This is a genomic window from Macrococcus psychrotolerans, assembly GCF_038095555.1.
GTDB classification, from domain to species: Bacteria; Bacillota; Bacilli; order Staphylococcales; family Staphylococcaceae; genus Macrococcoides; species Macrococcoides psychrotolerans.
This window is the reverse complement of record NZ_CP124591.1, coordinates 246,384-268,931: the sequence shown is the minus strand read 5'-3', so window position 1 is coordinate 268,931 and position 22,548 is coordinate 246,384. Positions and strand designations below refer to the sequence as shown.

The 22,548-nt window shown below is 35.4% G+C and carries 22 protein-coding genes, 2 pseudogenes, 1 riboswitch and 1 other annotated feature; of the genes and pseudogenes, 4 read left to right on the top strand and 20 right to left on the bottom strand.

What is annotated here, in order from left to right:
- Positions 1–87: 87 nt before the first annotated feature.
- The 5 genes from QA539_RS01415 to QA539_RS01395 all read right to left on the bottom strand — a co-directional run bounded on the left by QA539_RS01415 (position 88) and on the right by QA539_RS01395 (position 3,025).
- Positions 88–588: a GNAT family N-acetyltransferase gene (locus QA539_RS01415; RefSeq protein ID WP_419895300.1), complete on the bottom strand. Its 501-nt coding sequence runs from the start codon at positions 586–588 to the stop codon at positions 88–90.
- A complete protein-coding gene (locus tag QA539_RS01410) occupies positions 585–986 on the bottom strand; it encodes an HIT family protein (protein ID WP_219493709.1) in 402 nt (133 codons plus the stop codon). Before QA539_RS01410 ends, QA539_RS01415 begins: the two co-directional genes overlap by 4 nt.
- Positions 987–1,052: 66 nt before the next feature.
- A complete protein-coding gene (locus QA539_RS01405; protein ID WP_419895299.1) occupies positions 1,053–1,520 on the bottom strand; it encodes a peptide-methionine (S)-S-oxide reductase in 468 nt (155 codons plus the stop codon).
- A 90-nt stretch (positions 1,521–1,610) separates the two neighbouring features.
- Positions 1,611–1,793, bottom strand: a complete 183-nt coding sequence (locus QA539_RS01400; RefSeq protein WP_086037984.1) for a CsbD family protein — start codon at positions 1,791–1,793, stop codon at positions 1,611–1,613.
- Between the two features lie 74 nt (positions 1,794–1,867).
- A complete protein-coding gene (locus QA539_RS01395; RefSeq protein ID WP_419895298.1) occupies positions 1,868–3,025 on the bottom strand; it encodes a 5-methyltetrahydropteroyltriglutamate--homocysteine S-methyltransferase in 1,158 nt (385 codons plus the stop codon).
- A gap of 106 nt (positions 3,026–3,131) precedes the next feature.
- Positions 3,132–3,408, bottom strand: a binding site (T-box leader).
- 328 nt (positions 3,409–3,736) lie between these two features.
- On the opposite strand from QA539_RS01395, the pseudogene QA539_RS01390 reads away from it, so the two are divergent.
- The 3 genes and pseudogenes from QA539_RS01390 to QA539_RS01380 all read left to right on the top strand — a co-directional run bounded on the left by QA539_RS01390 (position 3,737) and on the right by QA539_RS01380 (position 7,453).
- Positions 3,737–4,877, top strand: a pseudogene (locus tag QA539_RS01390) (IS3 family transposase).
- A gap of 139 nt (positions 4,878–5,016) precedes the next feature.
- Positions 5,017–6,267: an aminotransferase class I/II-fold pyridoxal phosphate-dependent enzyme gene (locus QA539_RS01385; protein WP_419895297.1), complete on the top strand. Its 1,251-nt coding sequence runs from the start codon at positions 5,017–5,019 to the stop codon at positions 6,265–6,267.
- 127 nt (positions 6,268–6,394) lie between these two features.
- Positions 6,395–7,453, top strand: coding sequence for a YkvI family membrane protein (locus QA539_RS01380; RefSeq protein WP_219493699.1), 1,059 nt, complete (start codon positions 6,395–6,397; stop codon positions 7,451–7,453).
- 35 nt (positions 7,454–7,488) lie between these two features.
- Here the strand turns inward: QA539_RS01380 and QA539_RS01375 are convergent, their stop codons facing one another.
- From QA539_RS01375 to QA539_RS01310, 14 genes and pseudogenes are all read right to left on the bottom strand, one after another.
- On the bottom strand, positions 7,489–7,884 hold the full coding sequence (locus tag QA539_RS01375; protein WP_283722273.1) for a universal stress protein: 396 nt from the start codon (positions 7,882–7,884) through the stop codon (positions 7,489–7,491).
- Between the two features lie 21 nt (positions 7,885–7,905).
- Positions 7,906–9,039, bottom strand: a pseudogene (locus QA539_RS01370) (SulP family inorganic anion transporter); the annotation flags it as partial.
- 115 nt (positions 9,040–9,154) lie between these two features.
- Complete coding sequence (gene isaB, locus QA539_RS01365; protein ID WP_419895296.1) at positions 9,155–9,706, bottom strand: immunodominant staphylococcal antigen IsaB family protein; 552 nt, start codon at positions 9,704–9,706, stop codon at positions 9,155–9,157.
- A 307-nt stretch (positions 9,707–10,013) separates the two neighbouring features.
- A complete protein-coding gene (locus QA539_RS01360; RefSeq protein ID WP_419895295.1) occupies positions 10,014–10,925 on the bottom strand; it encodes a lactate/malate family dehydrogenase in 912 nt (303 codons plus the stop codon).
- Positions 10,926–11,744, bottom strand: a complete 819-nt coding sequence (locus QA539_RS01355) for a MetQ/NlpA family ABC transporter substrate-binding protein (protein WP_283720479.1) — start codon at positions 11,742–11,744, stop codon at positions 10,926–10,928.
- A gap of 86 nt (positions 11,745–11,830) precedes the next feature.
- A riboswitch (SAM riboswitch) is annotated at positions 11,831–11,933 on the bottom strand.
- Between the two features lie 82 nt (positions 11,934–12,015).
- Positions 12,016–12,513: a hypothetical protein gene (locus tag QA539_RS01350; protein WP_419895294.1), complete on the bottom strand. Its 498-nt coding sequence runs from the start codon at positions 12,511–12,513 to the stop codon at positions 12,016–12,018.
- Positions 12,506–12,715, bottom strand: a complete 210-nt coding sequence (locus tag QA539_RS01345; RefSeq protein ID WP_041635776.1) for a helix-turn-helix transcriptional regulator — start codon at positions 12,713–12,715, stop codon at positions 12,506–12,508. The genes QA539_RS01350 and QA539_RS01345 overlap by 8 nt, the downstream gene beginning before the upstream one ends.
- An 87-nt stretch (positions 12,716–12,802) precedes the next feature.
- On the bottom strand, positions 12,803–14,428 hold the full coding sequence (locus tag QA539_RS01340) for a MutS-related protein (protein ID WP_419895293.1): 1,626 nt from the start codon (positions 14,426–14,428) through the stop codon (positions 12,803–12,805).
- Positions 14,429–14,656: 228 nt separating this feature from the next.
- The gene (locus tag QA539_RS01335) at positions 14,657–15,835 is read right to left on the bottom strand and encodes an NAD(P)/FAD-dependent oxidoreductase (protein ID WP_144781388.1); all 1,179 of its coding nucleotides are present in this window, start codon (positions 15,833–15,835) and stop codon (positions 14,657–14,659) included.
- Between the two features lie 104 nt (positions 15,836–15,939).
- The gene (locus tag QA539_RS01330; RefSeq protein WP_219493690.1) at positions 15,940–17,373 is read right to left on the bottom strand and encodes an NAD(P)H-binding protein; all 1,434 of its coding nucleotides are present in this window, start codon (positions 17,371–17,373) and stop codon (positions 15,940–15,942) included.
- Between the two features lie 83 nt (positions 17,374–17,456).
- Positions 17,457–18,668 carry an NADH:flavin oxidoreductase/NADH oxidase family protein gene (locus QA539_RS01325; RefSeq protein WP_419895292.1) on the bottom strand — a complete coding sequence of 404 codons (1,212 nt, stop codon included), beginning with the start codon at positions 18,666–18,668 and terminating at the stop codon, positions 17,457–17,459.
- A gap of 117 nt (positions 18,669–18,785) precedes the next feature.
- Positions 18,786–19,136: a DoxX family protein gene (locus tag QA539_RS01320; RefSeq protein WP_099483801.1), complete on the bottom strand. Its 351-nt coding sequence runs from the start codon at positions 19,134–19,136 to the stop codon at positions 18,786–18,788.
- A gap of 230 nt (positions 19,137–19,366) precedes the next feature.
- Positions 19,367–19,852: a GNAT family N-acetyltransferase gene (locus QA539_RS01315; protein WP_419895291.1), complete on the bottom strand. Its 486-nt coding sequence runs from the start codon at positions 19,850–19,852 to the stop codon at positions 19,367–19,369.
- A gap of 264 nt (positions 19,853–20,116) precedes the next feature.
- Positions 20,117–21,124 carry a S66 family peptidase gene (locus QA539_RS01310; protein ID WP_419895290.1) on the bottom strand — a complete coding sequence of 336 codons (1,008 nt, stop codon included), beginning with the start codon at positions 21,122–21,124 and terminating at the stop codon, positions 20,117–20,119.
- A 126-nt stretch (positions 21,125–21,250) separates the two neighbouring features.
- On the opposite strand from QA539_RS01310, the gene QA539_RS01305 reads away from it, so the two are divergent.
- Positions 21,251–21,592 carry a hypothetical protein gene (locus tag QA539_RS01305; RefSeq protein WP_419895289.1) on the top strand — a complete coding sequence of 114 codons (342 nt, stop codon included), beginning with the start codon at positions 21,251–21,253 and terminating at the stop codon, positions 21,590–21,592.
- Between the two features lie 391 nt (positions 21,593–21,983).
- Here QA539_RS01305 and QA539_RS01300 read toward each other — a convergent pair whose 3' ends face one another.
- Entirely contained in the window at positions 21,984–22,526 is a 543-nt protein-coding gene (locus QA539_RS01300) for a YdhK family protein (RefSeq protein WP_133445374.1), read from the bottom strand.
- Positions 22,527–22,548: the final 22 nt, after the last annotated feature.

Genomic DNA, 22,548 nt, shown 5'->3' with positions numbered 1-22,548 from the left:
TATCTTTCATTTCATCCTCATTTTATACCCCTATATGGTATATGTCAAATCATTAAAAAAGGTATCATGCATTGTCAACATGATACCTTATATGTCAATCCAAAATCGTCTACTTTTAACACCATTAGACTGATAATATGGTTTATCCTCTAACCCTCCGTTCTTTATGATTACTCTGCTTGAAGCAATATTGTCTTCATCACAAGTAATTAAAGCTTTCTCAATTCCAATAGAACGTGCAAAAGCAAGGGATTTCTGAAGAATTTTAGTGGCATAGCCTTGCCCTCTATAACTTCGGCCTACACCATACCCGATATGTCCACCGGTGTTCAATAAGTCCTTTGTAAGAGTATGTCTAATATTAGCAGCACCAATAATAACACCATCTATAAAGTAAAAAAATGTAGTATTCTTCACCCATTCTTGACCAGACTCTCTCATTTCAAATATTTCAATCATATCTTCAAAGCTACTATAACGCTTATAGTTTGTAGCAGTTGGTATAATTTCTTCTAGATCGCTCCACTCTCTCATATATTCTTCAAAAACAATTTTATCTTTGATTGTTAACTTTCTAAATTCAATCATTTCATTACCTTTTTATATTCTTGAATTTTATTTTTTAAACTTCTTGTGTCAATCTTGCGTCCACTGGTTTTAACGTTATCCCAAAATCCATCCCGCTCATAACGAGGAATCATGTGCTGATGAAAATGTAATCCTTCATCCATAATATTACCATTATTTCTTACAATTGTAACACCATCCACTTTAAATACATCTTCTAAAATTGAAATTAAGTATTTCTCAATTTTAAACAATTCTAAGCAAACGTCTTCTTCCAAATCACGAATATCTTCAAAATGATTATTTGATATGATCAATAAATGTCCATACTGAATTGGATCAATATCATAAACCACATAAAAATATTGAGTTTCCAATAGTTTTTGATTTTCACTTATACCTTCACAAAATATACACATATAAATCACCACACTGATTAATATTTTATCCCTTCATATATTTTATAATAATGTTAGATTTTTCACTTATCTATATTTCCTCATCATCTCAAGCGGTACATGACAATAGTCACCTGGATGTCTGTCCAGATAATCCTGATGTTCGTCTGCACTACGGATATAATTATTTAGTGACAGCACTTCTACAACAACCTTCTCTTTATCTTCTCGTGAATTTATATAGCGTCTTACTGCTTGTAATAACACTTCATCTTCACTATAGATTCCCGTTCTATATTTCGGACCTTCATCAATCCCTTGCTTGTTCACGCTATACGGATCCATAATCTGAAAGAAATCATCTAGCAGCTCATGTAGTGCTAGTGTATCTTCACATATCGTCTTCACACATTCAGCATAGCCATCATAGTGTCCGTCTAATGTTGCTGTCTCGCCGTTCGCTCTACCCGCTTCAGTTCTAGCTACACCAGGTACCGTCTTCAAAAACGCCTGCACACCCCAGAGGCATCCTCCAGCTAAATATATTGTATACAATTTCGTTCACCTCTCTGATTCGTATTAATTATCATTATACACAAAAAAATTGAGGTAAATGTATGACTACATTTACCTCAATGCTAGAGATTACTTTTTGAATTTATCTACTGCTTCGTTGACTTTATCCTGTACGTTCTCTGATACTTCTTTCACTTTACCAGAAATCTTACTCTCTTTACCTTCTTGCTCTAGTTCTCTATTCCCAGTCGCATTACCAACTGTTTCTTGTACGTTGCCTTTTAATTGTTCAAATTTACCTTCATTAGTCATTATTATCACCTTTCTTTCATGTAATACTATATTTTACCCACATATTTCCTATTTAAACATTTTATTTTTATATGTTATGCTGGCAATTCATTTTCTCCATCGCCCCAAACTTGTAGCGCAATTTCTTTCACAAGTTCAAGTTTCGCCCACTGGTCACTTTCTGTGAGTTCATTGCCTTCTTCTGTAGAAGCAAATCCACACTGTGTACTTAGACTTAGTCGCTCTAAAGGAATATATTTACTTGCCTCTTTAATACGTGCAATTACTTCCGTTTTATCTTCTAACTCTGGGAACTTAGAAGTAATCAGACCGAGTACGACGTGTTTTTCCCCAGAAACTTTCGCAAGTGGTTCAAATCCTCCGGCGCGTTCCGTATCATATTCAAGATAATACGCATCAACGTCTTCTTTCGCAAAGAGTTGATCTGCAACTTTATCGTATGGACCAGTGCTCGCAAAGTCTGAGCGGTAATTCCCTCTGCATACATGTGTATTGATGATAAGGTCATTCGGTGCATTGTGTATTACACGGTTATTAATGTCTAATAGCTCTTCTTTGAGTGCTTCCACATCCAGATTCTCGCTGTTACCGTCACCGTGTATCTTCTCTAATGTGCCCTCAGAGACATGAATGCCCCAAGAACAGTCATCTAGTTGAAGCACGCGTAATCCTTCATCATACAGTTCTTGTATTACTGTAGTATATGCCTTAACGATATCATCTTTGACTGCTTCACGTGATACATAATATTCATCTACTGTTTCTTTTACACCGGGGCGTGTCAGTTCTACTAAGAACTGTGCCGGAGCTGGGATTGTCTGTTTTACCGTCACATGTTTCGGTGCATAGTCCCTGACAAATTTATAGTGTTCTACAAAAGGATGGTGTTCTCCAGAAATCTTACCGATAAACTTCACACTATCACTTCTTGTTTCATATTTATTAAAGACGTACCCTTGACCGAGTAATTGCTGTTCTATTCCATTAAATCCAAAGAAAAAGTCAAGATGCCAGTAACTTCTTCTAAATTCACCATCTGTTACAGTTTCATATCCTAATGATACGAGTTTATCGATCAGCTTTTTAATTTCTTGATCTTCTACTTGTTTCAATGCATCATATGTAATTTCTTGATTTAAGTATTGCTCACGTGCCTTCTTTAATGTTTGCGGTCTTAAAAAGCTCCCTACGTGATCAAATAATGGTTGTTGTACTGTATTTAAAGTTGTCATAATAAATTCCTCCTAAATGTGTGGTTTATATATTGTATTTGCCAAGGCTTATGTATCATGTCATACATATCAGAATCCAAAAAACCCCTCACTCCTTTACAATTTAGTAAAGGGTGAGGGGTCTCCCACGGTACCACCTTTATTCGTATAGCTATCGCTAACTATACCTCAGCAAGTACGCACATTTATAGAAATTTTCATTAATTATGTGTAATACTCAGGCAATGATAACGAGTGCCTACTCTCGACAGAACCTACTAGAATTATCGTTCAGCATGTAGCAAAAAAGGCCATTTTTCAATACTTTCCTTTAACTTCATTTCACCAAACTGAAGCTCTCTGTGTAAATTCCGATATCTACTTTTCCTTTTTATCGCTTTGTAATATTGAATTACTAGAAATTATACACATCACTATTTATGTTGTCAACTATTTTTCTGAATATTTCATTAATTTAATAAAAATTTATTTCCTCACTTTGTATTTATGTATAAAACACATTTAAAAATATGTTAATATAAAGAAGCAATCTAAGACGATTGCTCTTCATATTTCCTTTTGATATAAAGAGAAAATTAACTTTTTCTGTTGGAGTTAATTTTTGATAAAAATCCACCCTATCTGTTGCGCTAACCCCATGATATGGGAGTAAAATAAAAACACTTTCGTTGAATTCATATTAAAATGAATTTATACGGAGGTGTTTTTTCTATGAAAAGAGTGGCATATTCAGTTGAAATAAAATATAAAGTAGTAGAAATGAAACTTAAAGGATATAGTACAAGAGAAATAATGGATGCTTTAAATATTAAAAATGAATCTCAAGTTAAAGTGTGGTGGAAATGGTATAGAAATGGGGAAACACATAGATTCAATCAACAAGTAGGTAAACAATATTCCTACGGAAAAGGAAATGAAGAATTGAGTACTGTTGAGACGCTAAAAATTGAATTAAAGCGCAAAGAAGTAGAAAATGAAATTTTAAAAAAGTACAAGGAATTGGAAAGGAAGTGGTCCAGAGGTAGTTGTTGAATTAGTAAATGAATTGAAATCTAAATATACAGTGAAAGTCATTTTAGAAACTTTAGATATTCCAAAATCAAATTATTACAGATGGAAAAACAAAGATTTCAGTATATCTGAGGATGAACGAGAAATTATAGAACTATGTAAGAAACATCGTTTTACATATGGTTATAGAAAAATAACTGCCTTGTTAAATAGAAAAAATAATAAACCAATTAATCACAAAAAAGTACAAAGGATTATGCAAAAACATAATTTAAATTGTAAAGTACGAATGAAAAAATCGAAAAGACCAGGGAATGCATATTATAAAACACATAATCTATTAAATAGAAACTTCAAAGCAGAGAAACCTTTAGAAGTACTTTTAACAGATATCACTTATTTACCCTTCGGGAATACAATGTTGTATCTTTCATCTATCATGGATGCTTACAATGGTGAAATTGTGGCATATAAAATCGGTAATAAACAAAATCAAGAATTAGTAAATGAGACATTAAAACAACTTCAATTGGAACCAGGTACTATATTACATAGTGATCAAGGAAGTGTTTATACTTCTTATGAATACTATGCCCTATGTACAGAAAAAGGCATTACCAGAAGCATGTCCCGTAAGGGAACGCCAGCTGATAATGCCCCAATAGAATGTTTTCATGCCTCTCTAAAGTGTGAAACATTCTACTTAAACAGTGAGCTTAGAAGCTCTAATACCATTGTAATAGATATTGTCGAAAATTACATTGAAAACTATAATAAAGTTAGAATTCAACAAAAACTAGGCTACTTATCCCCTATAGAATATAGGAAATTAGCAGCCTAGAAAATAGTGTTTTTATTGAGCTCCCTTAGTAAGGGTGCAGTGCCCTGTTGGGGGTGGATTTTTATTTTTATCTTACTGTAAATCAACAGTCAAATATTCTATAATGACAGTAATAATACAGATTGGAAGTGTTTAATTCATGACGAACATTCAAGAAGCATTACAAAGTTATAGTGCGCAATATGATCAATTGATGAAAGAGGATATCAACATTGATATGACGCGCGGAAAACCATCAGGAGAACAGCTGGCTTTATCATTCGAGATGCTCGATGTATTAAAGAGCAAGGATGCTGATACGTACTTATCATACTTCAACTATGGTATTCCCAGTGGTATTCCAGAAGCAAAGGCATTATTTGCAGATTTATTCGATGTGTCTCAAAATGAGATTTATATTGGCGGCAATTCAAGTTTGAATCTCATGCATGATATGGTTAATAAGTTCATGTTCTACGGAGTGTCTGAAGATGCGCTACCTTGGAAGGATCAACAGGTAAAATTTTTGTGTCCAGTGCCAGGATATGATCGTCACTTTACAATTTGTGAGTCATATGGCATCGAAATGATACCTGTAACAATGACAGATCACGGCCCTGATATGGATCAGGTTGAATCTCTAGTAAAAGATGATCCTGCAATAAAAGGTATGTGGTGTGTCCCACTCTATTCGAACCCTCAAGGGTATAACTATTCTGACGAAACTGTAGAGCGCCTGGCAAACATGCACACAGCTGCTGATGACTTTAGAATTATATGGGACAATGCTTACGGATACCATCACTTAGGTGAAGAAGTAATCAAAGTGAAAAACTTACTTCATGCGTGTCAAAGTGCCGGTAATCCTGAGCGTGCTTTAATGGTTATGTCTACTTCTAAGATGACTTTCCCTGGTGCAGGTATTTCAGCACTTGCTACAAGTGAAACAAACATTAAGTACTTATTATCGTTATTCGGTGTTCAAACAATCGGACATGATAAGTTAAATCAGCTGCGTCATGTCAAGTTTTTTGGAGACAAAGATGGTTTGATTGAACATATGCGTAAACATAAAGAAATTATGGCTCCGAAATTCGATGTTGTGGATACATACTTATCTGAGAAACTGTATTCACCAGAAATTTGTAAATGGAACAAACCTCAAGGTGGTTATTTTATCACGATAGAGGTATTGGATCATTGTGCAAGTGAAATTGTAGAGAAGTGTAGTGTACTCGGTTTAAAAGTTACACCAGCCGGTGCGACACATCCTTATGGCAAAGACCCTAACGATAGCGTTATCCGTATTGCACCATCATTTTTAAATGTGGAAGAGCTGAAAGAAGCGATGGATATTCTATGTGTCGTTATAAACTATGTCACATTAAATAAATTATATGAAAATCAATAATATTTAAAGCGATTCCTGTTTAAAGGAATCGCTTTAAACAATATGAACTCATGGATATCGCCTTTTAAGAACGCTATCATAAAATTTTATATAGATAAATTTTGCTTTTATCCTGGAAGGGGTTATTATGAAAGATTTTAAAGAAATACTGGTCGTTGCTTTTGCATTTGTAGGGGTTGTCGTGGGTGCAGGATTTGCTACCGGACAAGAAGTACTGCAATTTTTTACGTCACATGGCAGCAATAGTATATGGGGCATTCTATTGACAGGCCTTCTTGTTACTTTAGGTGGTATGTTTGTCATGAAGGGTGGTCATGTTGTTAAAAGTGAAAATCATGCTACAAGTATTAAATATTTTTTACCAAAACAAATTTCGTTGATCTTTGATTTTATTCTTACTGCCTTCTTGCTCGGTCTGGCACTCGTAATGAGTGTCGGGGGTGCAAGTACAATCAATGAAAGTTTCAATATTCCATTTTGGTTAAGTGGTTTAATCTTTATAGCACTTGTGAGCTTAACGTTATGTATGCAGTTCAATAAAATTATTCGTGTCCTCAGTATGGTAACCCCATTCTTAATTGCGATTGTATTGATTATTTCAATTTTTTATATGATGAAACATGACTTCAATATCTCTGACGGTATTATTAGCATCCCCGATAATAAAGGACTCTACCCATGGTGGTTTGACGCAATTAACTATTCTAGTTTACAGATTGCTGCAGCATTCAGTTTCTTATCAGTCATGGGTGGTCAGCTAAAAAAAGGAACGCATGCAATCTATGGCGGTTTATTGGGTGGAAGTATCATCATGGCATTATTAATGTTAATTAACTTAGGGCTTATTACAGAGTATCAACATATCGTAAAAGTTGACTTACCCACTTTACTGCTTGCACAGGAAATTCATCCAGCCATCGGAATTGTCTTCTCGGTAATAATGATTGCTGTAATCTATAATACGGTCGTTGGTTTAAACTATGCATTTATCTCGAGAATCACGAAACCCTACAGCAGAAATTACTATATCATAATTGTTGTTATTGCAATAATTACATTTTTAATGACGTTTATCAGTTTCTCAAAACTTGTCGCAACAGTCTTCCCTATTATGGGAATCGTCGGTTTACTCTTATTTTTCCCTGTAATTTATAAAGGGTTTAAACACTTTAACTTGAAAGACTAAAATAAAACAGGCGATTCCAAGTGGAATCGCCTGTTTTATTTTACGACAAGTACATTAATATCAGAATGTTTAACAACATGACGACTTACGCTACCCATAACGACTTCTTTTAATCCACTTAATCCTCGCGTTCCGATAACGAGTAAATCATGATTATGATGATTCGCAACCTCCACAATCTTCTCTTTCGGATAACCATGTTCAAATAGCACATTAAAGTGATGTCCAGAGAATTTTGCAATAATATCCTCCAGTTCCTCTTTACGATCTGATTCACTATCTCCTGTACCATGCAATACACTTTCTTTTGAGTCTTCTGCTGTAATAACGGAAAGAATCGTATAATGCTTAGCATCGAGCTTTATCGCTTCTTCTGCTGCACGCATACTATTATGTGATCCATCTACCGCAATAAGAACGGATTGATACATTTAAGCCACCTCTTTTCTGTTAAATACAAAGTTCAGCACACTGCCAGCAATAACACCAATGGCTAAATTGTGGGTCATAAGTACTAAAGTAATAGTCACTAACACTACTATTATGTCAATCCATCTTGCATTTTTCAAAAATTTGAATGTCCCAAAATCAAATGTACTTATTGCAGCCACAACCATAATCCCTGCAAGAATACTCATTGGGATCTGAACGACGTAATCACCAAGAACAATTATTAAAAACATAAGAGATGATCCCGCTGCAATCGATGATAATCTCGTCGTTCCACCCGATTTCAAATTCAATACAGTTTGTGCAATCATTGCACATCCACCGATACCACCGAAGAATCCTGTAATGATGTTAGCAACGCCCTGTCCACGTGATTCCTTATTCTTATCACTGTCACTCTTCAATGTATCATCTACAATACGTGCCGTCAGCAGACTTTCTACAAGACCTACGACCGCCATCGATAAACTGTACGGAAAGATAATCTTAAACGTTTCGAAATTGAAGGGCACATCAGGTATAAACAAATGCGGTAATGTACGTTTAATTTCTCCGATATCACCTACTGTCCTAACATCAGCATGCATCATAATTGAAATTGCTGTAAGTAGTACGACTGCAATGAGTGGTGCTGGTACTTTCGTAAAAAATTTGGGTAGGACGTATACAATCACAATTGTTGCCACAGTAAATATATAAGTCACACCACTAATATTAAAGATGTGCTGTAATTGTGATGTAAAGATGAGTATTGCAAGGGAATCTACGAATCCAATCATCACTGTATTAGGTATGTATTTGAGTAAGTTACCTACTTTAAATATTCCAAAGATGACTTGTAATATTCCCATCAGGATGGTCGCTGCAAATAAATAATCTACGCCATGTTCTTTCACTAAAGAGAACACGAGCAGTGCAATTGCACCTGCTGCTGCAGAAATCATCGCACTTCTTCCACCTGTAAAGGCGATGACTACCGCTATAACAAATGAAGCATACAGTCCCACCATTGGATTTACTCCTGCAATGACGCTAAATGCAATCACTTCAGGTATCAGTGCAAGTGAAACAACGATACCCGCTAATATATTTTGTAAAGGCTGTGTAAGCCATTCGCGTTTTAATGTGTCTATCATAAATTCCTCCTACAAAAAAAGATACTTTGACAGTATAACATAATTACTTTTACACAACTGTAGAACCAATTCATAGCATAAAAAATTTGCGCTTCATAACTGAAGCGCAAATTTTTTATGCCATGCCAACATGTCCCAATATTACTTTTTGCACATAACCTTTTTCCACGAGGAACTGTATACTGTTACCATTCAAGTTGTAAATGTAAACACCATCAACTTTAGAAGGCACCGCTTTATTACTACTAGATATCATCTTACCTTTGAAAAGGTATTCATTGCCGTACACTTTCTTCACATCATCGAATTTAAGTTCATTGTTACTCACATCTAAAGTCGCTGTATATGGATTTTTATCAGTCCCCTTAAAAAATGTATAGTTCTGATCATAAACTTTCTTAGTATAACCTGTGCCTGAAACTCCTGAAATCATACGCTTAAGGTCTACTTTATAACCATTTACGGTTACGTTATTTACTTTAACTGCACGCACGAAATCTTTATCCAGCATAAACTTGGCATTTCCGCTCGTATAACCAGAGTACTTATAGTAAGGCTTCTGAACTTCAGCTGTTGAATGCTTAGCAAGGGCATCTTCGCCCTGCACTGCACCTAACGACATGGCAGCCGCTAAAGTTGTTGCGCCTAGTACTTTTACAAATTTCATTTCCACCACTCCTAAAATATAATTTCATTATTCTCATCATTTTCTACATTAATTATTTACCCTGAATGGTGCTCACAAAACATTTTTAATCATTAGTTAAAACTAAATAAAATAAAAATCCTTTCATTCTGATGGACTAATGACTTGGGAATTCTTTCTTTAATTAGATGTAATATTCTTTCAACCTTTTATGCCGTTCACATAAAGCTAGCTCTCATCAGCAGTTTAGCATCATGACTACGTATCCCTTTTACAATATCCTTAGAAACCACATGCATACAAAAAGACCCTGTAATTTTACAAGGTCTTAATTATAATGCTGTTCTATTGTATTTCTAATAAATTGTTTAGCTGTTGTTAAATCCTTTGCTTCTTGATTATCTATTGAAATATCTAATCTCTGGATGATGCCTTCCTTTCCTACAAGTACTGGTAAGCTATATGCTATATCCTCATTTCTCGTTGATAATGGGAAAATTGAACGCTCATTGAGCACAAGCGATTTGATAAGCAATACAGTGATTTTTGATATCGCTGCATTGGTCCAGCCTTTTTGATGGAATACATCAAATGACACGCTATCAATCGCCTCAGTTATCTCATTTTTATCTATCTTATGGTTACCACTAAGCTGTTCATATTCCTCTAACGCTATACCATGAATACGCGTTTTACTCCAGAGCGGTACAGCATGTGCTCCATGCTCTCCTATCACAAACCCTTCAACACTTTTAGGGTCAATGTTGTAATGATTTGCAATTAAAGTTTTAAAACGTGAAGTTTCTAATAACGTACCAGTACCTATCACTTTACTCTCCGGATAATACTTTGAAGCGATGTACGTCATCGCATCGACAGGATTGGAAATAATAACAAGCAAGGCATCGGTCGTTACTTCACCGATACGTGTAGTGATTTCTTTAATAATCACTGTATTCGCCTTTGCTAGCGCAGTGCGATCTGGAATTGATGTATCTGTCTTTGTACTGGCCGCTATAACGATAACATCCGCATCCTTTAAATCCTTATATGTTCCCGCATAAATATTGATATGATTCGTGACACCAATACCTTGACTGTGCAAATGATCCATTGCCTCTCCAGTCGCAACATTTTCGTCACTATCAATCAAGACAATCTCGTTAAATACGTTCAAATACTGTACGTCAGTCAGCACTTGACTGCCCACACGTCCAACACCAATGATTCCTAGCTTCATCTACTTCCCTCCATATGGAATGACGTCTTTGTTGAATTCCTTATTAATATAATCTTTCATATCTTGAGACTGAAGTACTTCAATCAAATCCTGAAACTTCTTATCATTCTTATGGCCTTTTTTAACAGCAAGAATATTTGCAAATGGTGAAGATTCATCCTCTAACGCGATGGCATCTTTATGCGGTGTAATCCCATTATCAATTGCGTAGTTAGAATTCATAATTACTGCAGCCCCTTCACCATTACGATACGTCTTCGGTAAGAACTCTGCGCTTTGTTTGTTATTAAACTTTAGATTCTTTTTATTTTCAACGATATCAGTAAAGTGTGCATCTTCAATCTTTACACCTTTTTTCAGCTTGATCACACCTTTATTGACAAAGAATGATAAGAAACGCCCTTCTTCAGCCGGATTACTTGATACGAAGATTTCAGAGCCAGATGGAATTTCATCTAGGTTCTTATACTTCTTACTATAAACCCCCATAGGCGTAGTGAACACTTTTCCTACTTCTTCAATATCATAATGATGCGTCTTTTTCTCAGCTTTCAAGTATGGCACATGCTGGAATAAGTTAGCATCAACATCGCCTTCTTGCAGTAACTTATTCGGTACTTTATAGTCGTTGACAATCTTAACTTCCACGTCATATCCTTTTTTCTTCATCGCAACCGCTGCATGTTTAACAACTTCTCCATGCGGTGCAGGGGAAGCTGCAACAACAATCTTCTTATCCTCTTCTTTTTCAGTTGAACTACAGCCTGCTAAAGATGCAGATAATATGACTGCACTAATTAAACCTAATACTTTTTTCATGCATAGTTTCCTCCTAATTTTTTAACTCAAATAAAAAAATCCCGTGGACAAGAACAAGTCCACAGGATAAATTTCTGTATAGTCTCGTCTCATCTTTACAACTTGCGTTGCAGGAATTGGCACAGTGTTCATTAAGAATCTGCTGCCGAGGTTTCATAGGGCCTGTCCCTCCACCTCTCTGGATAAGAGTTAAAATATTTTATTTTATTTATTGATTACTATCATAATTAAACATCTTAATGATGTCAATGAATATTTTGAAAATTCTATTTTAATCCTTTAATAACTTTCTATTTCTAACATAATACGTTAAATACATAATTACAGACATAAACAGCAATATACCTAGTACAGTGGGTTTGGTCACAAAATTATCTGGAACTAAAAATATAACAGCTGTAAATAACGGTAACAGCACGCTCAACCAAGTATAAGAACGTTTCATCGATTCATATGTTACAAAACTCATTCCTTCATCGTGATCATTAATCTCAGGAACTAAATTAATTTTTCTAAACTTTTTCTTTGCCCATACGAGAAATATTGTACTTACAGCCATCAATATCATATTAATTATCACTGTCGCAATGATAAAGTACAAAAACATATCACCATACTTGTATGGGTTGATATGAACAGAAAACAATACATCACCTTCATTAATCGTATAACGCATAACCATACTCAGTGGGATGATCAGTAATCCAATACACACAATACAGACTAGATTAAATAACGGATAAATTCTTTTAAATTGTTGTTCATTCATCTTCAATATCCTCCAATTCAAAAAGATCTTCAACTTTACATTGAAATACACGACAAATCTTTAACACTAACGTGATAGACGGTGAAATCGTACCTTTTTCGATAAAACCAATCGTCTGTCTTGTGACACCAACTCTTTTTGCTAACTCACTTTGATTCATATTAAATTTAGCGCGGTACTCCTTTAAATGAGACTTTAGCATGTTGTTCACCTCACCACTAATGTACATTATACTTAACATTATGTAAAGTATTTTTAACATATATAAAAAGCACCGCGTAGGCGGTGCTTAAGTCCTTACATTCAGTTGTTCTAATTGTTTAAGCTGCATTTTTGCCTGGTTATATATACTTTCTGGATAATTGTGAATACGCATGAGTTCTATTGCATTCGAAGTCGTTGTAACACCTTTTCTGATTGTATAATCAAATGTTATATCATTATCTTCAGTCAGTGTTTCTTTAAAGTAATAAAAATCAAAGTGTGTCAATATTTCAGTTAATTCAATATCATGTGTCGCTGCAAATAGCAAACTGTTTTGATGTAAATTCAAATAGTCTAGTATTGCAGTTGCTGAAGCAATGCGTTCTTTCGTGTTCGTTCCACGCAATATTTCATCAATGAATATATAGGTCGGTAATGTCAATTTAAGCACTTCTATGAGGTGCTTTACTGATTTAATTTCTGCGATAAAGTAACTATCACCTTTCGCTAAACTATCTTCTAAATTCATTGAAGTGGCTATGATTCCTGGTTGATACACAAATCTTTCACTTGTCGATGTATTCAGACCTTGAGCCATTACTAAATTTATCGCCATCGTTTTCATAAACGTAGATTTCCCCGAGGCATTAGACCCTGTTAACAGTACAGAATGCTTATACTTAAAATCATTCGCTACAGCACGATCAAGTAACGGGTGATACACTTCCTCCGCTTCAAGCGCTTTTTCTTCAGCCGCTTCAGGAATAGCGAAATATGGTAATGTTGTTCGCCATAAAGCAGTACTATAACTTGCATCTGCTTGTCCTACTACTTTGAAATATGCAGCGAAATCTTCTTGATGCTTATGAAGTATCGCAAGCGCGCGATGATACAAATGATAATCAATTAAAAACATCTGCTTAATCGCATTAATCATTGTAAGCGCAATGTTCCCTTCATTCTTATTATCATTTAACATAAAATAGCTCATCCACTTAACGGATTTCATCTTACTATCATTTGATTTACGGCCGTTCAACTTCATTATTTCGTTTGCCGTATCAATAATCTTAATTGCATAGAATAAATCGTTATAAACGAGATCACTTTGCGACTGAAACTTTACTGATAGCCCCATAACGACACCCATTGCAAGGATTACACTGAATATACCAATAGAAACACCGAAGTAGAACATAGCTAAACTCAGTATAGGTAAGAAACTTACGAGTATCATCAGCTTGTTGTAGCACTCTTTTTTCTGATAATGCACTGTAAACCGGCTTGCATCATTATTCGCATTTCTACCAAGCTTCGCTAATATAAATGACAATTTCTCACGATATCTTACATCCTTAGTAATCTTATTCAACATTGTTTCATCAACATGATGTCCCGGGAAATTACGCAGTAACGTATATGTATATTCCTCACCAACAGATGTAAAGTGATAGTTTATACGATGAAATAACTGATCCATACTTAGATCATTCCATGTAATATCATCAATACATCGTGCCTCTTCTTTACTAATATGCTTATAATAATGATCAAACATAATATGATTGCCTTTTTGTTTGAAAAGTGTCGCCTGCTTGTTAAACAATGTTTTTACTTTACGCTTCAGTTGAATACTGTCATAGACACTATAACCAATACCTATACCAATTAACACGATTGTTATTAATACATAAACCCAGAAACTCTGCATGCTGAACCTCCGTTAATTTTCTAAATCACATCTAAAACATATGCACAAGATTATTAAAAAACTCTGGTTCATTCGTTTTAATAATTTCTAATAGTCTCGTAGCCACTTCTTATACATATTATACTTAATTTTCTGATAACAATAAATATCAATTTACAATTATATACAAAATTAAAAACCAACTCTGTCTCGCAGAGTCGGTTCTCTATGTCATCTTTCGGTTCAATATTATGCTTTGCCTTTCAACAAGGCATTCCAGTACATCAATGGTATCCCACGTTTCTTCACTTGATATAATAACGGATTCGTCTTCCCTTGATCTATCGGCATAGACTCCTTCGGTTTCATATCATATCCAAATTCCGCTATAAAAGCCTGACCATATTCTGTTGCTATTGGACAAGCTGTGGAACCATCATAATGCGCTTTTAACTGCTTGCCTTTTATCTGTGAAAGTAGATTACTGACAAGTACGGGCATCTGTTTTCTTACTGCCGCTCCCATCTTTATGGTTGGTAAATTCGTACAGTCTCCGATACCGAATACATTTTGATGACGAACATGTTGTAGCGTAAATGGATTAACATCCAGCCACCCTTGTTCATCGCTTAAGGTCGAATTTTTCACAACATCTGGCGCACTCATAGGTGGTGTTACAACAATCATAGAGAAAGGTAATGTATATGTTTCTCCTGTAGCCCATTCTTTAAATGTCGCTTCTTTCTTGTCACCGTCTACCTTAATCAATTCTTGATTGAGTTGATATTCAATATGCTTATTATTTAAATGTTCCTCCATATATCGTCTATATTTTTCCACAGGAAATAATGTGTCTTTCCCTGATTTAAAAATAAGATGTGCCTTATTATCTTTCTGATCACGAATAAATTCATCAAAGGTAAACAATGTATTTTCAGGAGCAACTCCGCCTTTAATTACTGATTTCGGTTTCGTTATTATTACATTACCTGTCTTGGTTTGTTTTAATAATTCATAGGTATAATCTGTATAATCATAGAGGTAGTTTGTCGTAACACCATTTCTGCCTAGCGTAGCTTCAAGTCCCTCTATCTCCTGAAAGTCTAATTGTATGCCAAGTGCGACGACGAGATATTCGTACATAATAAAATCATCATTATCTAAATACACTTTACGCTCTACAGGCTGAATACGAGTAACACGTTGCTGGATGTGGTCAATTGTTTTAGGGATTACACGTGACATGCTTTTTACTGTACGTGTCTTCTTCTCTTCACCTGAACCAACGAGAGGCCAAGCTGGCTGATAAGCATGTTGATCTGCATGATCGATGATAGCGATATCCTTTATACCAGACTTCAATAATCTGCTTGCACTTGATAACCCACCTGCACCTGCTCCGAGAATCACTACTTGATATTTCTTCATTGTTTCCCTCCTAGTAAGTTTATTAGTTATTATATACCCTATTAAATTAACGATATGAATAAAAAAGAATAAAAAAACACTCACCTTTAAGGTGAGTGTAAATCTTAGTTATCTTGTAATGTCATTGTTTTATCTTCGAGATACTTAGAATCCAAGGTTTTCGCTAAAATCTTAGTCTCAAGACCAAAGAGTTTCATCACTAACAAATGCACACGTGCTTGAGTAATTGTGTATACAAACCAAGGTAGCGATGGTTCATATTCGTGGATTGCAATTATACACTCATTCGTATCAAGGATACGTCTGAATTCAAGTCGTGCTCTGCTGCTTTCGTTTACCTTAGCAAACTTACCGCCTTTTATATAGAACAACACCCTATCTTCTGATGATTTCTTTTGTGATTTTTCCAGGATAAGGATAGGGTCTTTGAAAATTGGTAATGAAATATTCAATACTTCATTTTCAATCGAAGTATTGATAAATGAGTAACCGATACGTGATAACCAGTTAACATAATAGTTTGCCGTTTGCTCAATCGTCCAGCTTGAAGGGATCGTAATACGTTGAACAGACTTAACGTCATTCTTTTGAAGCTGTTTCGCAATAGAAGGTGCTTTTTTCTTACCTTTCTTCTCATCATCACTATCTTTTAAAGCAGTCTCAATACTTTCTTTTAACGGTGTCGGTGCATTGGATATGCCTTCTACATAATTCTTCTTAGAAGGTGTCATATCATGCACGAGACTATCAATTAATGGATAAACAAGTTCCTTAGATTCACCAGCGATTAATGCGACAGGTAACTTTGTAATCCATACTGGAATGAACGGTACATCAAGCATAGGTAATTTCTTCTTCATAGCTGATGCAGTGGCTTCAAACATTCCTTTGTAATCCGTTACTTCATGATAGATATCAATCTGTTCATTTTGTTTCGGTTCGCGCTTAACTAATGTTGCTAATCCTTTAACTACATCTTTTAAGGCCACAGGTGCTGTTTTACTATATGCCCACTTCGGAAGCACGAGCGCAGGCAATCGTTTTGTCAATTTCTTCAGAATCGGGAATGAAGAACCCTTTGGTCCAATAATCAGCCCTGCACGTAATGTCGATACAGGAACACCGTAAGAGCCCAGAATCTTCTCACATTCTTTACGACTATGTAAGTGATTTGATAAGTTCTCATCCTCTTCGTCCGGCATAATTCCACTCATAAAGATGATATGTTTCACACCTTTGTTCTTCGCCGCACGGCCAAAGTTATCTGCTAATATTGCATCCATATCCATAAATGAACCTTGAGTTAATTTCGCAGAGGGTATCATAGAGTGCACGAGATAAATTGCTGTATGCACGCCTTCCATAGCTTCTTCAATATCCTCAAGTGCATAGAGATCCACTTTCTTCCATGTTACGTTCTTTTCATCTTCTTTATTATCTGTACTTCTTGAAGCAGCTACAATGTCATAGTCTTCTTTCAATTGTTCCAATAAATTTCCGCCGATATAACCTGAAGCGCCTGTTAATAGTACCTTCATTAAACGTCCTCCTATTCTATAGTATTAGTCCATACCCCATCTGATCCATCTATAACCGGTATAATGAATTTAATCTTCTGTATCTATCTTCTTCTTTTCGAAAACGCCTTCGCACCATGTGTCTTAGCGAGCTCAAATAGCGGACTCCATGCATTCGTATGCACTACAGGCTTCTGGTTATTGCCTAATCTTCTGATTTGCTGTTCGTAGTACGCTAAGCCAACGAAGCCTCCAATCATTTTATCCAGGGCTTTAACCTTGGTCGTCAGTCTTGGTAAAGTAACATCCTCATACGTTCCTTCACGCAGCTGATTTGGAAGCTCAGGATTCAGTACAAGCGGACGTCCAATACCGATCATTGATACGTTCGTCTCTGTGATGGCATCGATCATGCTTTGCTGCTTACGGAACCCTCCAATCACAGAAATCGGCACCTCTACCATATCACTTACTTTCTTTGCATAGTCCAGGAAGTATACTTCTCCGTCACCCATCATTTCCGGCTTCTCATAATCTCCACCTGAAATTTCGATATGATCGATTCCGAGTTCATCCATCTTCTTGATTACAGTGATAGAATCTTCTAGGGAGAACCCTTTGTCACTAAAGTCCGTTGAATTGATCTTTAAGCTGATCGGAAACTCTTCACCTAACGCCTCGCGCATACCCGTATAGATTTCCACTAAGAACTTCATTCGTTTATCTAGTGTCCCCCCGTATTCATCAAAGCGACGGTTATCCCTTGCTGATAAGAACTGACTCACTAAATAACCGTGAGCCCCATGTATCTGAACACCTGTAAATCCTGCTTTCTTAGCGATTACTGCAGTAGTTACAAAGCGCTCTATCGTCTCTTTAATCTCATTCAATGTCATCTCACGTGGTGGGTTAAATCCACTGCCGGCATCCCCATTAATGGGAATGGCACTAGGAGCTACAGGCTGTTGAGATACCGACTTTGGACTTTGTTTACCGGGATGATTAATCTGCATCCAGATATGGCTGTTATTACGTTTACCCGCTTCAGCCCAGCGCTTAAGTATATCTAGATCTCGCTCATCTTCTACAACGACATTCCCCGGCTCACCAAGATAACGACGATCGACCATAACATTGCCGGTAAGCGCCATACCGATACCTCCATCAGCCCAATGCTGATAGGCATTAACAAGTGCTTCTGTCGGGCGATGGTTACCGTCTGCCATACCTTCACTCATCGCTCCTTTATATAATCTATTCTTTATTGTTACACCATTGCTTAATTCAAGCGGTTCAAATAATTTTTCTACTGTCATATCATTTACTCCTTCACTTCAAATTTAAAGCATTTCATACTTTGTATCTTCCCTCAATGCACCATATTAATCATAAAGAAACACCTCCTGAATGATTCAGGAGGTGTCAGTTGAAGCTTATTTATCTTTTTTGAAGCTTGTAAGCAATGAAGTTGTATTTAAAGCTAGAATATTACGTGCATTCTTTGTTGCATCATAACCATGTCCCGCCTTTAGATGGGAATAGATTGCACCAAGCATTACACCTTCTACAAGTAATGCCCCCGCCTGATTAAACTTCTTGCTGAAGATAGATAGCGCAAGTAACGCTGCACCGGCTGTCTCAACACCACCGACAACTTTCATCATTTCTTCCGAATAACCGAACTCATCAAATAATTTAGCTAAATCCTCGTTTCCTTGTAGTTTCCCTTTACCTGCATTGTACATTTCCTTGGCAATATACAAGTTGTTCATATAGTTAAACATACTGAACCTCTCCTTTAAGTTATTATTATTACTATATCCAATTATTCACGTTTAAAAACATTTATATGTCTCATAATAACCATCACGGCTCTATTAACACCCGATAGCTAACCATCTATAAAACCCCTACATAACTAAAATCATTAGAAAACAATCTGAGTCCCTACTCTTTAGAGCAATAGATATAGAGGCCATTATAATACTATAAAAAGTAGTACCCACCCCAAGATCTATACATTATCACTTCTATATTTCTCCATTCTAACAATCCCCTCATCGTCGGGTTGCTTATTATCACATTTACATACATAACCGTATCGCTCATAAAAAGGAACAGCTGTTATGGAAGCTGGAATTTCTATACGATGAGCACGCTTGTAGTATTCATCGCTCTCTAGGGTGTGTATAATAAGATGTCCTATACCCTGTCCCTGATATTCAGGCAACACAAAAATCGTAAAAAAACTGCTTTCTATTTCGCTACCCCAATATGGACCGATTGCACCAGTACCGACAATTTTATCATCGGCTCTAAATACATAAAAGTGTGTCCATGATGCACGCTCCGTGACAGAAACCTCAGTAATTACTTTTGCATCTTCAATTAAATCCTCTTTTGAGTAGTCTGTGATATTCGTCTCAAACATGGCACGATGAATAAGTGCTACTATCTCCTTGGCATCCTCATTCTTGAAACCATCAATATCCACCTTCATATACACCGCACCTCTCTCATTTAATTACAAGCAATGATATCTTAACGCATTACTGACAAAACTTTATCTAGTATTAATAATTAATCTCAAAAATACTTCTTTCGCAACTGTATAATTAGTTCTATCTTCAAGCCACTCGCACTAATCTCGACATCAATAATAGGCTTTATTATCAATCCTTAAATTCATAAACCGCCAATACGCTAGATACTGTCAGGACCAAGAGAAGTAACACCTAAAGTCCTAACGTCATCTCGACTTGAATTAGATAAACTTCTGCGTAACCTTTCCTTTTCCATTATCAAACTCAACTATACCGTATGCACCATTAATAAAAGTAATTTGCGGAGGTTGATGCCCACAATCAACGTCATATAGTATTGGTATATCTAGTTCATCGGCAATATCTTCATATACATCAATCATTGTATATCCATCCACCGCTTCATCCACTTGAGTCCTCCCAAAGATAATACCACTTACATTATCAAACCAGCCCGCATACTTCATCTGGAGTAACATTCTTCGACACGTAACTGAAGATGACTCACAGTTTTCTAGATACCATAATACCGGTTCTTCACCTATGTATTCATTTCTAAATCGATCCACATCTCCATATGGTGTTCCTACAATATGAGAGATGACATCAATACATCCTCCAAGTAAACGTCCTTCAATCTTTACATTGTTTCCACTTAATGACTTCCACTTTGTCTGCTCAGTAAAATTAAATATGTAATCTGTTGGAATATGATGCGTCCAGCTGTTCTGAAACATATCAGATGAATATTGAACTATTTCCTCATTCCTCTGAAGTTTTAATACACGTTCCCATGCACTCGTTGTTTTGTCTGAATATTTTCCACGTAAGTCCACAATATTCGTGCCATGCGCTGTCGCTATACCAGTATTCAAAGTAATTGCAAGAAGGATAAGGCTCGTATCCGAATAACCCATTATCCATTTCGGTTGAATATTAGCATAATCAATCTTATCTATTATTTCAATGGCAAGTTCTCCGCCCCATGGAGGAATCATAATATCAATATCTTCTCTTTGTAAAAACTCATTAAGTTCTTTAGCTCGCTTATTCATATGACTTGATTTTGCTTTATATTGCGTCATTACCGTATCACCGATAATCAAGTTTACATCTTTAAAACGTTCTTTAATCTCGTCCATAAAATGATGACAATTCTCAGGGATACCAGAAGAAGGTGCAGTAATACCTATTGTAAAATTATCTTTAAGCGTTGGATATTTGATCATTTATAATCCCTCCAAAATATTCAATACTATTCTTTAAACAATCATTTTTATTAATTAATACAATTATTTGTATTTTCTATTATTTTATATATAATTGCCACTAATTACTATCAAAGGAGTATTATAATGACATTAACTAGAAACTTAAGATTGCCAAACCTTGAACATTGGTATATGTTCCCAGGATCAGTATATCCAGAACCTACATATAACAATACATCGCTTGAAGTCTTTATTTGGGAAGAAGATATGATATATATATTAACGATTACTGATATACCTGAAAAGGTATTTTTTAAAAATGAAGACTTAATTTCAGATATTGAAGGACTTGCACACCATCTTGTTGTAGAGAAAGGATCTACGCAACTTTTTGAATTTATTACAATCGATTCAAGTGAAGTTGATCGTGATGAATCATTCGATAAAGCTGTCTATAAGTTAATTAAAAATAAATACCCTCATTAATCATCATCAAAAAAGTTTTAAATACGTCGATTGTAAAATTAAGCTAGAATTTTCTAGTTCTCATTTAATGTTTATATTGTATCTAATTCAATTAATATTTCTACATATAGAATTTTTATATGTTTAACGGTCGTTTAAGTTACTAATATGCTTTGAATTTAATTCCTAATTCACTTTGTCACTTTCCGTTTTATATTGCAGTAATTTTACTTGTTAAATTGCAAAAAACATAAATAACTCCTGATTTTTCTATACAAATGGCTACTCTCATATCCACGATAATGAGAGTAGCCATAAATTTTATTTATTTGCTTGTCTACTTAACAAAGGGAATTCATATTGCATTTGTGAATAACTAACTAAATACTTTAAAGCTTTAAAATGATAGACATTAACGAGATTTTAGTTCGTCAGTTGTCATCCATTTATGATTTTTAACCATCTCATCGTTTTCTGTTGATTTATAATCCACCATATAAACGGTTGTTTTTTCTACATCATCAATTTGAGCTTCTGCACCTTTCATACCAGGCATATGGTCAGCTTCTAATTTAACTGTATCACCTTTCTTGAATCCATTTTCAGGGGCATCTGCAACTTCCTCATTAACGACCCATTTGTGATTATTAACTTTTTCATCACCATTTGTAGGTGTGTAACTCACGACATAAGCATACGTTTTATAAGCACCTTTCACAGTACCTTTGGCATTTTTCATACCAGGCATATGATCAGCTGTAATTGTTATTTTATCGTCCTTTTTATATTTACTGTCATCTGTACTTTTCATATTATCTGGGGCTTTACTTTCACTCTTATGATTCATATGGTTTTCTTGTTTTTGATCTTTAGAATTTTCTTCTTCCTCACCAGTTGAACAAGCTGATAATACTAATCCTGAAGCTACTATAATTAAGCTCAATTTTTTCATCATATTGAATTCTCCTTATAAATTA